General features: G+C 33.0%; 11 protein-coding genes. 7 read left to right on the forward strand and 4 right to left on the reverse strand.

Going from position 1 to position 14,236, the window contains the following annotated elements; genetic code table 11:
* Positions 1–46 precede the first annotated feature (46 nt).
* Complete coding sequence (gene pgmB / locus ACNH59_RS15090; protein ID WP_418264906.1) at positions 47–712, reverse strand: beta-phosphoglucomutase; 666 nt, start codon at positions 710–712, stop codon at positions 47–49.
* 261 nt (positions 713–973) lie between these two features.
* Here pgmB and ACNH59_RS15095 point away from each other — a divergent pair, with 261 nt between their 5' ends.
* Entirely contained in the window at positions 974–1,792 is an 819-nt protein-coding gene (locus ACNH59_RS15095; RefSeq protein WP_418263345.1) for a hypothetical protein, read from the forward strand.
* A gap of 41 nt (positions 1,793–1,833) precedes the next feature.
* Here the strand turns inward: ACNH59_RS15095 and ACNH59_RS15100 are convergent, their stop codons facing one another.
* From ACNH59_RS15100 to rpmH, 3 genes are all read right to left on the reverse strand, one after another.
* Positions 1,834–3,000: an alginate lyase family protein gene (locus ACNH59_RS15100; protein ID WP_418263346.1), complete on the reverse strand. Its 1,167-nt coding sequence runs from the start codon at positions 2,998–3,000 to the stop codon at positions 1,834–1,836.
* 401 nt (positions 3,001–3,401) lie between these two features.
* Positions 3,402–6,257 carry a carbamoyl-phosphate synthase large subunit gene (gene carB, locus ACNH59_RS15105; RefSeq protein ID WP_418263347.1) on the reverse strand — a complete coding sequence of 952 codons (2,856 nt, stop codon included), beginning with the start codon at positions 6,255–6,257 and terminating at the stop codon, positions 3,402–3,404.
* 141 nt (positions 6,258–6,398) lie between these two features.
* Positions 6,399–6,560, reverse strand: a complete 162-nt coding sequence (gene rpmH, locus ACNH59_RS15110) for a 50S ribosomal protein L34 (RefSeq protein ID WP_026706823.1) — start codon at positions 6,558–6,560, stop codon at positions 6,399–6,401.
* A 303-nt stretch (positions 6,561–6,863) separates the two neighbouring features.
* Here rpmH and ACNH59_RS15115 point away from each other — a divergent pair, with 303 nt between their 5' ends.
* The 6 genes from ACNH59_RS15115 (at position 6,864) to ACNH59_RS15140 (ending at position 14,101) form a co-directional block, all read left to right on the forward strand.
* Positions 6,864–7,379: a DUF2892 domain-containing protein gene (locus tag ACNH59_RS15115; protein ID WP_418263348.1), complete on the forward strand. Its 516-nt coding sequence runs from the start codon at positions 6,864–6,866 to the stop codon at positions 7,377–7,379.
* 475 nt (positions 7,380–7,854) lie between these two features.
* Positions 7,855–8,535, forward strand: a complete 681-nt coding sequence (locus ACNH59_RS15120) for a porin family protein (RefSeq protein ID WP_418263349.1) — start codon at positions 7,855–7,857, stop codon at positions 8,533–8,535.
* 394 nt (positions 8,536–8,929) lie between these two features.
* Positions 8,930–9,211, forward strand: a complete 282-nt coding sequence (locus ACNH59_RS15125) for a hypothetical protein (RefSeq protein ID WP_418263350.1) — start codon at positions 8,930–8,932, stop codon at positions 9,209–9,211.
* Positions 9,212–9,464: 253 nt separating this feature from the next.
* Entirely contained in the window at positions 9,465–10,052 is a 588-nt protein-coding gene (locus ACNH59_RS15130) for a hypothetical protein (protein WP_418263351.1), read from the forward strand.
* Between the two features lie 352 nt (positions 10,053–10,404).
* On the forward strand, positions 10,405–11,133 hold the full coding sequence (locus ACNH59_RS15135; protein WP_418263352.1) for a TIGR00730 family Rossman fold protein: 729 nt from the start codon (positions 10,405–10,407) through the stop codon (positions 11,131–11,133).
* Positions 11,134–11,281: 148 nt separating this feature from the next.
* On the forward strand, positions 11,282–14,101 hold the full coding sequence (locus ACNH59_RS15140; RefSeq protein WP_418263353.1) for an aminopeptidase: 2,820 nt from the start codon (positions 11,282–11,284) through the stop codon (positions 14,099–14,101).
* Positions 14,102–14,236: the final 135 nt, after the last annotated feature.

A 14,236-nucleotide genomic window follows, 5' to 3' on the forward strand; every position in this document is an offset into this window, starting at 1 on the left:
TAGGAACTTCGAAACTCAGGAACTACTAATTCTAAATAGTTACAATCTAATTCACACGTTTGTTAATAATCGTATCAATAAAATGTGTGTCAATATGCGTAAAATCTTGAAAAACATATTTGGCCTCATGCAAAGTAGTATCATCTCCTATTCCGATACTCAACATTTTTGCAATATTAGCAGCTTGTACTCCCGCTATAGAATCTTCGAAAACGATAGACTCTTCTGGTGTAAACCCTAACTTTTGAGCTGCAATCAAGAAAACTTCAGGATCGGGTTTGGCATTACTAACATCATTACCGTCTACGATGGCATCAAAGTAGGACATAATACCAGTTTTCTCTAAAATGGGACGTGCGTTTTTACTAGCGGAACCCAAAGCGATAGGCTGTTGTTTTTCTTTCAAATATTTTAAAATGGGAAAAACACCTGGCAAAATTTCGCTTTCGTCCATATCTACCAAATAAGACAAATATTCCTCATTCTTTTGAACCAACCATTTGTCTTTGTCTTCTTGAGAAGCATCAAATTTTCCTAAATCCAAAATAATATCTAAAGAACGAACTCTACTCACCCCTTTTAATAATTCATTATGTTCATGAGTGAAATTAATTCCTAATGTATCTGCTATTTTTTTCCAGGCTAGATAATGGTATTTGGCGGTATCTACTATCACTCCATCTAAATCGAATATAAATGCTTTTTTGGCTATCATGCTTATTTTAATGCTTTGTTATCAAATGAGGTCTTTGTAAATATAAAAATTTATTTCACAATTTAGTTTTGAAATCAAAGAATTAAACATAAAATAAAGAGTCTAACACATTAGGATTCGATTTATTAAAATTCCTCAATTAAACAGCAAAAAAATAATTATAATAAAATTTAAGAATATCACTAAAAGTGGGTATTGTAATATGATTCTTAATAGAATATGTTTGTGCACTAATAATTAACCAATAACATTCTTAAAATGAAAAAATTAAATGCCGTATGGTCTCTAGGACTAGGATTATTACTCTGTATTTCCTGCTCATCTGACGACAAAGACCCTAATGTAATATTTAATACAATGTCGGCTAACAAAACAGATGTTTATATTGAGGAACCAATAGCCATAACCTTGGAAGGAACTGGATTTACTGAAACGAACCTTACTTCAACAAATTCAAAAATAAAAATTACAAAAATTTCCAACACTTCTTATGAAGTTTCTAGTACAGAAGCTACAACTGGTAAAATTTATGCCGAATTAAAGAATAAATCTAACTCCCAATCTAAAAATATAAACCTATCTTTTTACAAACACGGAATTATAGATTTCAAAACCGTTGAAGGAATAACTGTTAACTCTGATACTTCAGATAAAATCATTAAACTTCTTGGAGAACCAGAAGTAAAAACGGACTTAACAGCTTCGACACCTGCAGAGAAATGGGAATATACTTCTAAAGGAGTCAACTTCATAGTTATAAAAAGCACAAAATTAGTAACTATTGCAAATGTAAATAGCTCTAATTTCTATACTTTTTTAAGTGATGGAATAACGAAACTAACATACACTAAATATCCCTATGAAATAGGAAATGGATGGAAAATAGATCTGAGTACTACAACTATGACCAACGTGATTAACAAATTAGGAACAGACTATATAAAATCAAGCAGTACAACTAATATGCTAAGAAACTACAAGTTCTCTTTTGATAATCAAAAAGTATATTTTTATTTTTATGCTGACACTGAAGATGATTACAGCGGTAAAACTATCCGTTCTGTATTAATCGACTAAAATCAAAAGCCCCAAACTTCAATTCGGGGCTTTAATATTTATTAGTACAAAATAAACTCGTTGTACTTTTTACTGGAAGCCAATACATCTTTATAATATTTTTCATAAAGTGGTTTTGACAACATCTGATCCACACGGTACAATTGCCAGCAAAGTTTGAGTTGAACACCTTCCCAATCACTGATTTGCTTGTATGGAAATTCGGCTACCGGCTTATTGATGTACGGAACTAAAAAGTCAATAGCTTTCAGGATACTTCTTCCATCTTTAGATTTTGCTTTCAACAAATCAATTTTTAATATTTGTCCAATATTTACCATATCTAAAAAGTGAGTCAAATTAAAAACAGAATAACCAAAAGCAGTCGTTCTAGCCAGTTCTAAAGGTTGTGATCCATCTGGCTGAATTTGAGCAAACAATCTTTTTTGTGGAAATTCATTCACTATTTTCTTTGCTAAATCACAATTTCCTACAAACATTGCATACCGGGCCAATTGCACGTCAAAGGCAGTACCGTGGTTGTTTTTAGCAGCTTGCTCTTCCGCCGCCACTGGTGAGTTTTGCAACCAATTGACGTAAGATAAAAACCATTCTTTTATCGCTTGTTGGTCTGCATCTGTAAAAGATTTTGATTTTTTTAGTAATTCCACTCCATCAAGCATTTCTAGAAAAGAATAGGTATCTAAAACCCCTTCTCCTCTACCCAATCCGTTTCTGACTCCAGGAATTGTTTGTCCGTAATTCATATTGGGATTCATTTTAGTAGCTTCGTTGATGAACCAAATCCTTAAATTATCAACCGCTTTCTGTGCGTATTTCTCGTCAGAAGTTAAGTAATAGGCCAATGAAAGTGTTTCTACACTCTTGGCAAAACTCCCCAAAGGATAGCGGTCTAACTTTTCAATTTCAGGATTAGAAACTCCATCTTTACGAATATAAGGCAAACCATCAGCTTTCTTGGGGTCAGGCCACCAATAGCGCCCCATACTCATATAATCATGTTTATCACCACTGGATGGAGTCATTTCCTTATCCATTACCGTGGTAATAGTTTGTGTTAATTTTTTATCCGCATCACGAACAATCGACTGTACTTCCTCTGTATTGGAAGCTTTGGCTTTTTTTAAACTTTTCATATTCCATACACATACTTGCGCTTCAGTAACACTTACAACAAATAAGGCGATGGTAATAATTGCTTTTTTCATAAAATAATAATGATGGTTGTTAATCGTATCAAATACAAAACTGGTAAACCAATTTTAATTTCCAAAAGTAACAGATATTTCAATAGAAAAAAAATAATTCACAGCCTATTGCGAAACAATCCTATCAAATTATATTGTAGTAAATAGTCGGCTACAACCAAACCAAGAACAGTATACAGATCTCTCCTAGACAACCAAAATCTTTCTCTTTAGCCCCGGTTGCAGCGGCATCCTTGTAGGGAGGCTCCCCGAAGTTTAAGGAGCCTCCCTACAAGATATAGCGGAAGACGGGAACAATGCTCCTAAAAAAGACAAATGTGCTGCTCCTGATTTTAAAATAATCCAAAAAAAATAGGCTATCTTTATGGGACAGCCTATTTGGTATTTATAATATAGAGTGATTATTTACTCAAGTACATTTTTCTTCTAGAATACAATTCGTAGAAAGCATCGTCTTTTAAATCATCAATAAACAAGATGCTTTCTCCTGTAGATTTCATCTCTGGTCCTAATGCTTTGTTTACATTCGGGAACTTGCTGAAAGAGAAAACAGGTTGCTTAATCGCGTATCCTTTTAACTGTGGATTAAAGTCAAAGTCAGTTACTTTATTGTGACCCAACATTACTTTAGTCGCATAGTTTACATAAGGCTCACCATACGCTTTTGCAATAAACGGTACTGTACGAGAAGCTCTTGGATTTGCTTCAATGATGTAAACTGTATCGTCTTTGATCGCAAACTGAATATTGATTAAACCAACAGTCTTTAAAGCTTTAGCAATTTTATGTGTATGGTCTTTAATTTGTTGCATTACAAACTCTCCTAAGTTGAAAGGAGGTAAAGTAGCGTTACTATCCCCAGAGTGCACGCCACATGGTTCGATATGCTCCATGATTCCGATGATGTAAACATTACCGTCAGCATCACAAATGGCATCTGCTTCTGCTTCAATAGCACCGTCTAAATAGTGGTCTAATAATAATTTGTTTCCAGGAATTGTTTTTAGCAAGTTTACAACGTGCTCTTCCAACTCTTGTTTGTTGATTACAATTTTCATTCCCTGACCACCCAATACATAAGAAGGACGAATCAATAATGGGAAGTCTAACTGGTCAGCCAAATCAGAAGCTTCATCTGCTGTTTCAGCGATTCCGAATTTAGGGAAAGGAATTTTTAACTCTGTTAACAAATCAGAGAAACGTCCTCTATCTTCCGCTAAATCTAGTGCGTCAAAACTAGTTCCGATGATTTTTATTCCATATTTAGATAGTTTTTCCGCTAATTTAAGAGCCGTTTGACCACCTAACTGAACGATAACTCCTTCTGGTTTTTCGTGTTGGATGATGTCATAAATATGCTCCCAGAAAACTGGTTCGAAATATAATTTATCAGCCGTATCAAAGTCTGTTGAAACCGTTTCTGGATTACAGTTAATCATGATGGTTTCATAACCACATTCCTTAGCTGCTAATACTCCGTGTACACAAGAGTAATCAAACTCAATTCCTTGTCCAATACGGTTTGGTCCAGAACCCAATACTACAATTTTCTTTTTATCTGTTACAATACTTTCATTGTCAACAAAACGTTCTCCATTAGCTTTTTCGATTTCAGCCTCAAAAGTTGAGTAATAATAAGGTGTTTTTGCTTCAAACTCAGCCGCACAAGTATCTACCAATTTGAATACACGGTTGATTTTCATGTCCATACGCAAAGTATGCACTTCACTTTCTAAACAGCTCATCATGTGTGCTATTTGTCTATCAGCAAAACCTTTTTGTTTCGCCTCTAACAACAACTCTTTAGGTAAAGTCGCTACAGTATATTTAGCGATTTCTTTTTCAAGAGTAAAAAGTTCCTCGTATTGTTTCAAGAACCACATGTCGATTTTTGTGATTTCGTGAATACGGCTCAACGGAATACCCATGGCAATTGCATCGTAAATTACAAATACACGATCCCAACTAGCATAAGTTAATTTCTCAATTACTTGTTCATAGTTAGTATATCCTTTTCCGTCAGCTCCAAGACCATTACGTTTGATTTCTAAAGACTGAGTAGCTTTGTGTAAGGCTTCTTGGAACGAACGTCCAATTCCCATTACCTCACCTACTGATTTCATTTGCAATCCTAAAGTTCTATCAGAACCTTCAAATTTATCAAAGTTCCAACGTGGGATTTTCACAATTACGTAATCCAATGTTGGCTCAAACAAAGCTGAAGTTGATTTAGTAATTTGGTTTTGCAATTCGTCTAAGTTGTACCCTAAAGCCAATTTAGAAGCGATTTTTGCAATCGGGTAACCAGTCGCTTTAGAAGCTAAAGCAGAAGAACGAGATACACGAGGATTGATCTCAATCGCAACGATATCTTCTTTTTCGTCTGGTGATACCGCGAACTGTACGTTACAACCTCCAGCAAAGTTTCCGATACTACGCATCATTAGGATAGCATAGTCACGTAATTTTTGGAAAGTCGTGTCTGACAATGTCATCGCTGGTGCTACTGTAATCGAATCTCCAGTATGGATTCCCATTGGGTCCATATTTTCAATTGAACAGATAATCACCACATTATCATTTTTATCTCTTAAAAGCTCTAATTCGTATTCTTTCCATCCCATCAAAGCCTTGTCAATTAACACTTCGTGAATTGGAGAAGCCTCTAAACCTTGTGTTAGTAATCTATCAAAATCTTCAGGTTTGTAAACGATAGAAGCTCCAGTTCCTCCTAAGGTAAACGAAGGACGAATTACCAATGGGAAACCAAATTCCTGAGCAATCTCTTTACCCCTTAAGTACGAAGTACAAATTTCAGCAGGCGCTGTAGGAACATTGATTTTTTTAAGTAATTGCTTGAATTGCTCTCTATCTTCAGTAATATTAATGGCGTTCACATCAACACCAATCATTCGCACTCCAAAGTCAGTCCAAATCCCTTTTTCTTCAGCTTCCAAACATAAGTTCAAAGCTGTTTGTCCTCCCATTGTAGGTAGAACAGCATCAATTTGAGGATGTTCTTTAAGGATTTCAATAATTGATTTAGTAGTTAAAGGCTTCAAATAAATATGGTCCGCCATAGAAGGGTCGGTCATAATAGTCGCAGGATTCGAGTTTATTAAGATAACTTCTATTCCTTCCTCACGAATGGATCTTGCAGACTGTGATCCTGCGTAATCAAATTCACAAGCTTGACCAATTACAATTGGACCTGAACCTATTATTAAAACGGATTTAATTGATGTGTCTTTCGGCATTTTTATATAATTAAGGTGTGTTTTATAAATATTTCTCAGCTAAAGTCTTAAAGATAAATACGTTCTATAAGTTTTATCCGACTAGGTATAAAAAAAGGCGATACTAAAAAAAGTAACGCCTTATTTATGTTAATTAAAACATTATTTTTTGTGTCTTGGATCACAAGAAACAGTCAATTTATGTCTTCCTTTAGCTCTTCTACGTGCAAGAACTTTTCTTCCATTCGCAGAAGCCATTCTGTCCATAAATCCGTGCTTATTTCTTCTTTTTCTTTTCGATGGTTGAAATGTTCTTTTACTCATTGCTTTGTATCTTTAAAATCTTATTTATATATCTTGTTTGTTCTTTTGAAACCGAGTGCAAATATACAAAGACTTTTTTTTTACCAAGTAGTTTTTTAAAAATATTTAAATAATATCAAATCCTACTTCTTTTAAGCTTCACAACCAGTTTATTATTATTCATAATACAGCTTCATTTTATCAAAAACTACTCATATTAGTTTGTAAAACACCTATTATCAATCCCTTTATAGTTTTGACTTTTGTTTTGGGACTATCCTATTCATTTTACTATATTTGCGGACTTAAATATAAACAAAACTTATGTTTCACAAAAATATCAAATTAATCTTAGCTGGTTTAATCCTAATTACCAGCATTTGGCAATTCACAGAGAACAATATTGGTAACGGAATATTCCTTATTCTTTTGAGTTTAATTCCAATTTTTCTTTATTTCAAAAACGAATTTATCTTATTAGCGTTCTTAAAACTTAGAAAACAAGATTTCCCGGGCGCTACTAAAATGTTATCCTATATCAAAAATCCAGAAGGCGCTTTAGTCAAAAAACAACAAGGATACTTTAATTACCTACACGGAATCATGCTTTCGCAAACGAATTTGGTTCAAGCAGAAAAGCATTTCAAAAAAGCAATTGAATTAGGACTTTCTATGGATATGGATTTAGCTGTAGCCAAATTAAACCTTGCTGGTGTAGCTATGACTAGAAGAAGAAAACTGGAAGCTACTAATTTATTGAACGAAGCTAAAAAACTTGACAAACAAGGCATGCTAAATGATCAAATCAAAATGATGAAAGATCAAATGAAAAAGATGTAAACCCTAATCCTTATATATACACGAAACCACTTAGCGATAAACTAGGTGGTTTTTTTATGAACTGTTGGAAGCTGAGTTAAAACACGAATTGCACGAATTAGCACAAATTTTAGAATTGGTGAAATTTGGGCGTGACCCTACAGATTGCTTCGTCGTTCCTCCTCGCAACTGCGGGTCGGGCTATACGTTGCAAGTCTTCAACAAGTTCCGCTCTCGCTACAATTGTCTGCGGGCTTTCCACTACTATCCCTCACGCGAACAATCAAGATACACCAGGACTTCTAGATTATAACGGTAGTTCTAGTGCCCATATATAAGCTTACATGGGTATCAAAGTATTCAATAAATAAAAAGTGTAATTGATGATTTGTAAGAAAAAAAACAATAAATTTGAAAACAAATAATATATACTCGCTATCAAACATATATATTAGCTGGGCGATATTTTGCTCGAAAAAACAAAAAACAGAAAATTATGAAAAAATTAATTTTGAGCATTACATTTCTATTAATTTCAACACTAAACTATTCACAAAATTCAAAAATTAAATTCGGAATTCAAGGTGGATTAAATTATTCAAATTTCAGAGGTTATGACATTCCAGGTACTCCATTGTATTCAGAAAGTCCTGCATTTGCTTATTTAGGTGGGATAAATATTGAATATATAATCAAATCAAAATTGAGTTTAAAATTAGACCTTAATTACGAGCGCAAAAGTCAAAAAGCAGATAACACATTAGAGATATTTGATAATAATGGATCTTCTAAAGTTTATAATTTTACATCAAAGAAAAATTATGATTATTTGGTTTTCCCCATAATGATCAAATATAATTTTACTAACAGAAATAGTTTCTTCATAAATGGAGGACCATATATTGGATATTTATTAAAATCAAATATAACATATGACTTGGGAAATATAGATTTCCTAAATAATGAACCATTTGAAACTACAAAATATAACCACAAAACTGATTTTGGATTATCGATTGGATTAGGAAAAATAATTGAATTAAATAAAAAAAACTCTATTTTTATAGAAGTTAGAGAAAATCTAGGATTAACTAATACAAGTAAGAATAAAGTTTGGGGAAATGGAGAGGTTAAAACAAATTCATTGAATTTAATAATTGGATACCAACTCAACTAGATATTTCGAAAACACAAACACATAGCCAAAAAAATCTTTATACTATCAAATAATAGAATAATAAGTCAAGATGCTGTATACGTGATTGCTTCCTTCCTCGCAATAAACAAATCTTTATAGATTTGCATGGCAGCTGGTTTGGCGCTTTTAAGCGTTTTAAAACTTATATGAACTTCTATTCTCCTTAATTTTATTACCCTAATTAACGATAGACAACGAAAAACTTATATGGCTTATATGGTTTAAAAAAAATCCAATTGCGCAGACTCACTGATAATTAATTATGGTATTCGCAAACTTTCTCGACAACTTTATCCTCAATCCAATACCACATTATAAAATCTCTGAGTAAATAACTAAATTTGGTTTTTCAACTAACAAGACAAATCAAAATATGCTCGACAAGGAATTAATCAAATCTCAAATAATAAAGAATATTAGACTTTTTAACCCATTAGATTTTTGCCATAATGGAGGTTGGGCTAATTTTGACGAACTAGAGATTATTGTATTAAGCGATATTGAAAACTCAAAAGGGAATCAGGTAAAAGTATCCATACTATACAACTGTGATTATCCCGCATCATGCTCCTGTTTTGAAGGAAACTCAAAACCAAATTCATTAATTAAAGAACTATTAATCGGAAATGATGGAACGTTTGTGGTCTTAAATTAAAATGCACAAGGTGTTGCTCTAAATATGTTGCATTAAAAAGCTATTTTAGACTTCAGGTTCAAGCGTTCCGATCATACAAGCAAAGAAAACAGAGTCTAAAATTAGCTAAAAACCTACAAAATACATTATTTTGATTGTAGGCACGAGCGGAATACTTGCCTTTACGCTTACACGATTTTTCACTCCTCATCATCATTTCGTACGAATTTATCATACATTTGATACTTACCAACTAAAATCCAAAACCTCATCAATGAAAAAAATCGCTCTTTTGTCATTAGTATTTTGCTCTTTGACATTACTTTCTTTCCAAATCGATACCATTATCGATTATCTATCTACAGGTTCGGTATTGCAATTTGAAAATAAAAACTACCAGTTGGCATGGAGCTCTCATCCCAATGACACCTATTACAAACAAGAATATTTAAGAGCTTCCGACAACAAATTTGAGACCTATCAAAAAATGCTGATGGTCGAAGCTATTAAATCTGAGATTTCTATTGAACAAGTCAGTAACATGAAATTGAACGAACTAAACAATTTAAAAAAAACCAACCCAATGGTCCAGTTCAAAGTCGAGAAATCGCTGAATAAAGACGAAAAAGTAATTTCATTTATGCTAAGTGGAGGCAAAAACATTCTAGAATGGAATATGTATCGCTACCAGCAACAACAAAACGACAAAGGAACTTACCTCGTTCTTTATGCCTACTCTTACCGCAACTACTTTAACACCAAAGAAGACATCCTAAAGTTTCTAGAGTATGTACAAACAAACAATTCGAAAATGACCGATTTGATCAATGGAATAAGAATTCCTAAAATTCAAGTGAAATAAAGGGCTGACAAAATATTCTTCTGCATCTAATCGCCTATCTCACACAAAACTCCTTACAACTAACAGATTATAAAGCTTTTGCAAAATAAAAACCAAAAACCTATTGCAAAGCTCCAATTCTAACACTACTATTTTCAAATCTTAACTCCAATAAATTTGCACATTTTATTGGATTTTTCTTTAAAAAAAGTTATATTCGTTAGCAGCTCGACAGTCTTATTTACTGGACTTACCGATAAAATAGTATTTTATAAAATCTGCTTATAACAGAAATTATTAGTTTATAAAATTTCAGAAAAAATGACTTGAGCTAATTCCTAAAACTATTACTAAACCTATTAACTTTTATTTTATGAGACTGGAAGATTTTGACAATGATGAAGATAAAGTAATCCAAGATAGTTTAAAACAAAAAACTTGGAACGAAATACGAACTAATGACAGTTGGGCGATTTTTAAAATCATGGCCGAATTTGTCAATGGATATGAAACTATGGGACGTATTGGTCCTTGTGTGACCATTTTTGGTTCAGCAAGAACACTACCTGAAGACCCTTATTACCAACTGGCAGAAAACATCGCGTTCAAAATAGGAAAAGCGGGATATGGTGTCATTACTGGTGGTGGTCCTGGAATTATGGAAGCAGGTAACAAAGGAGCCCATTTAGGTGGTGGTCCTTCTGTAGGTTTGAATATTGTATTGCCATTTGAGCAACATTTCAACCCTTATATTGATTCGGATAAAAACTTGAATTTTGATTACTTCTTTGTACGCAAAGTAATGTTTGTCAAATACTCTCAAGGATTTGTAGTAATGCCTGGTGGTTTTGGAACCATGGATGAATTATTTGAAGCCTTGACCTTAATCCAAACCAAAAAAATTGCCAAATTCCCTATTATCCTTGTAGGAACTACTTTTTGGACTGGATTAGTCGACTGGATTAAAACCGTTTTGATAGAAGGAGAAAAAACCGTAAGCCCTGAAGATTTGAATCTAATCAAAATTGTGGATTCTGCAGAAGAAGTTGTAACTGTTCTGGACAACTTCTACAAAAAATACAATTTAAAACCCAACTTTTAATACTAAAGCTACTCTCAGGGGTAGCTTTTTATTGATTACTCTACATATCCATTTTTATATGCAAGTTATAGGTTTTAAATGATTCTAAACATCTTCAAACTAGAACTGCATTTTTAACGTATATTAGTACTAATAAATACCACCCCAATTGAAATTATTTGTCAAAATTTTATTTTTTTTATTGTTTAGTTTGAAACAATACGGACAACATCATTCTAAAATGTTTGTTGAAGTAAATATTGATGAAAAAACCTTGAATATACAACAAGAAATCACCTACTACAATCAATCTAGTGACACACTAAATGTTATCGTTTTAAACGACTGGAACCACGCCTATTCTAATGTAAATTCTCCTTTAGCAAGACGCTTTTCTGATGAGTTTTATCGTGGTTTTCATCTGGCAAAAGAAGAAGAAAGAGGTAGCACACAAAACATAACGATTATTGACCAAAATAAACTGTTTCTTGCTTGGAATAGAAATACCGATGTTCCAGATGTGATTCACGTTCGCTTAAGAGACAAACTATTGCCCAATGAAAAAATCAACATGCAACTCACCTATGTTGTGAAAGTCCCTAGTGATGCTTTTACAAAATATGGATATAATAATGAAAAGGGATTGAATTTAAAAAACTGGTTTCTCACTCCTGCCCGTTACGATAATCATAATTTTATAAAATACAACAACGAAAATTTAGATGATATTGCCAATGCTGTTTCTAATTATGAGATCGAATTAAAAATTCCTGTAAATCACTTTCTGACAACCGATTTAAATACTGAACACTTTAAATCCTATTCCGATTACAGCCTCAACAAAATTTCAGGCTCCAATAGAACCGACTTTAGTTTATTTATTGAGCCGTTACCCAGTTTTGAAAATTACGAATCCAACGGATTGACAGTACTTACCAATATAAAAGACAATAAAATTTCTACCATCCAAAAGTCACAAGTGATTGATTGCGTGGTTCAATTTGCTGCGGCTAGAATTGGCCAATATCCTTTTGAAAAAATAGTCGTTTCTGAGTCAGACTACGAACGCAACCCTTTTTATGGACTAAACCAGTTGCCTTCATTTATCAGTCCGTTTTCGGATAATTTCACCTATGAAATCAAGTTTTTAAAAACCTTTTTAAATGCCTACCTCAAAAACAGTTTGTTTATTGATCATAGAAAAGACGCGTGGATTCATGATGCTATTCAGGTCTACACCATGATGAAATACATTGAATTGAATCATCCCAACAGCAAAATGTTAGGGAGTGCTTCTAGTTTTAAACTCCTAAAAAGTTTCAACCTAACCAATCTCGATTTTAATGAGCAGTATAGTTATTTCTATATGTTAATGGCTCGAAAAAATCTGGACCAACCATTAAATACCCCAAAAGATGCTTTGATAAAATTCAACGAACAAATTGCCAGTAAATATAGAGCGGGCTTAAGTTTGCGTTTTTTAGATAATTATCTTGAAAACAACAGTGTTAGCAATAGCATTCATGAATTATACAGCAGCAAAAAAGGGAAAAACATTTCAAATAAGGATTTTGAGAACATTCTAAAGAAAAATTCTAATACGGATATCAATTGGTTTTTCAGCACAATAATTAATTCCAGAAAAGCAATCGACTACAAATTTGATTATGTGTCTAAAACACAAGACAGCATATCTTTTTCAGTCAAAAATAAAACAGGAGTAACCGTTCCTATACCCGTTTATGGTATTAAAAACGGAGAAATTGTCTTTAAAAAATGGCTTGACTTTCAAAAAAAAGACAGTTTATTCACCGTAGAGCGAAAAGATGCTGATAAGATTGTACTCAATTATAAAAACGAAGTTCCAGAGTACAATTTAAGAAACAACTGGAAGTCCTTGAAAGGTTTTTTTCCCAACAATCGTCCCGTGAAGTTTGTCTTTATGAAGGATTTAGAAGACCCCTATTACAATCAAGTTTTGTATGTACCTACCGTAGAGTTCAATATATACGACGGTCTTATTTTGGGAATGCGTTTGCACAACAAAACCATTTTGGATAAGCCTTTTATTTTTGATATCACTCCTGCCTATTCAACGAATACGCAAACTATTTCGGGCTCAGGTTCCATAGCCATTAACCATAATTATCGCAATAGTACACTTTTCAATGCCAGATACGCCTTGTCAGGATCTTATTTCCATTACGCACCTGACGCTACTTATTTCAAATTCAACCCTTCAGTTCAATTGCGAATTAGAGACGAAGATTTTAGAGACAACCGCAAAGAATTAATCTACTTACGTCAAGTCTTGGTCAATCGTCAAGAGAGTGAAATCATCAAATCCGATTTCAACGAAAATTATTCGATTTTCAATGCAAAATATTACAACACCAAAACTGAAGTTACCAATCACTTTAGTTTTATGTCAGAAATACAAGTGGCTAGTAAATTTAGCAAAGCCATTGCAGAGGTCTCTTATCGAAAACTATTTGAAAACAACCGCCAAATCAATTTGAGATGGTACGCTGGTACTTTTATCCACAACAATACCAATTCCAATTTCTTTAGCTTTTCACTAGATCGTCCAACAGACTACATGTTTGATTATAACTATTATGGAAGATCAGAAGACAGTGGTTTTTTTAGTCAACAATTGATTATAGCCGAAGGTGGTTTCAAATCAAAACTTGAAACTCCATTTGCAAATCAATGGATGACCACTTTAAATGGAGGTTATGCAATATGGAATTGGATTGAAGTCTATGGTGATCTAGGTTACTTAAAAAACAAACACCACATGGATCGTTTTGTATTTGATAGCGGAATTAGACTCAACTTGGTTACTGACTACTTTGAAGTTTACCTTCCAGTCTATTCCTCAAATGGATGGGAAATAAACGACAATAAATACAACGAAAAAATCCGTTTTATCATCACCTTATCCCCAAAAATATTTCTAAACCTTTTCAATAGAAAATGGTTTTAAAAGATTCTGATTTTAATTTTATTAAATTAAATAATAATCATTTTTACAGGGTTTAAAAGCTAAATAAACAACAAAACAAGCAAAATAATACGTAATTCTCAACACTATTAATACCATATTTTTTATATTCGATTA

Origin of the sequence: Flavobacterium faecale (assembly GCF_048320115.1) — a bacterium.
Lineage (GTDB): Bacteria > Bacteroidota > Bacteroidia > Flavobacteriales > Flavobacteriaceae > Flavobacterium > Flavobacterium faecale_A.